General features: G+C 50.3%; 1 protein-coding gene. It reads right to left on the minus strand.

The genetic code is table 11. The features are described 5' to 3' along the window. A partial coding sequence (locus tag B4U49_RS19000) for a GLUG motif-containing protein (protein ID WP_338036807.1) occupies window positions 1-1334 on the minus strand: 1334 nt, incomplete at both ends.

Consider the following 1334-nt stretch of genomic DNA (forward strand, 5'->3'; position numbering starts at 1 on the left):
CCATTGGTATCAAAATCCAGGTCGGCAACAAGCTCATATCCCTGACAGCGCTCATGTAACAGACCGTCCACTATAATTTGCGGACAGCCCGTTTTATCCAGTCCACTTTCCGCTGTAAGTTTCTGTCCGACTCCGTCCAGACTATGCCGAATGGCATCCAGCTCGGCCCAAGAAGCTACATCGATCAAGCCGTTGGAATTCGCATCCGCATCCACAACACCGTCATTATTGTCGTCATCGTCGATATCATTGGTGATGCCATCGTTATCAGTATCATTGGGGAAACTGTCCAGCGTGAGGCCGGATATAGATTGACAGGTACTATCGCAACCACCATTCCATTGATCAGGCAAGCCATCCCAATCCGCATCAACAATGGCTGCTGTACTTTCGGGAAATTGATCCAATACCAGACCGCTGGAGGTACGGCAGTCAGTATCACATCCCGGTGTCCAATGATCGATAGCGCCATCACCGTCGCTATCACGACTTGCGGCAAATAGCGTGGGAAACACATCGTCCACCTCATGTGCTCCGTCGCCGTCACCATCTCGAAAAACTCTTCCCTTCAATCGCAGGCCTGGAAACTCGGAATCGGTGCCGAAATCCCAGTAGGTGTTTTCGTCAGTGTCTTTGTAGCTTGACCAATCCTCGTAAAGGGTGGTCTCCGCGCAGGTAGCATCATCAGAGATGGTGGGACACTGAAGCTCGACCAGTGTGACACCCGTACCGCCCTCGCTGGATGTTTTGCCCGATGCATCTACAGCCCAGTAGCTCGAGTTAACGGAACCTTTATTGGCGAAAAAATAATCGCCGATTAAGCCACCTAAATCGGCACTCCCAGACACGTACGCTGCGGACAAGCTTGCGAAGATATGACTGCCGGAGCTGAATCCCACCAAACCACCAACATAATCGATTCCTTTTACGGAACCTGTGACGTAGCTGGCGGAGATTTTTGAGTCCAAAGCGTAACCAACCAGACCTCCAGTGCTTCCAACAGTGCCGTAAACAGAACTACTGACGAAGGTAGCGGTGATTTGACTATTGTGTATTTTGCCTGCCAGCCCGCCCACGTATCTTGCGCCTTTAATAAGCATCAACGACCCATTCAGGCCTAGTTCCATGACGGTGGCATTATCCAAATAGCCGAATAGACCCTGAAAATCATCGTTGGGACGTACAGCTATCAGGTTGCGAATAATATGGCCGTTGCCATGGAATACTGCGGCAAATGCATTAATGGAACTGCTTCCAATTGGCTGCCAACCCGCACCTCCATTCCAATAGGTATCATTGCTGTCAAGAATCCCATCGCCATTGGTATCAAAATC

Source organism: Microbulbifer mangrovi, from assembly GCF_002009015.1.
GTDB classification, from domain to species: Bacteria; Pseudomonadota; Gammaproteobacteria; order Pseudomonadales; family Cellvibrionaceae; genus Microbulbifer; species Microbulbifer mangrovi.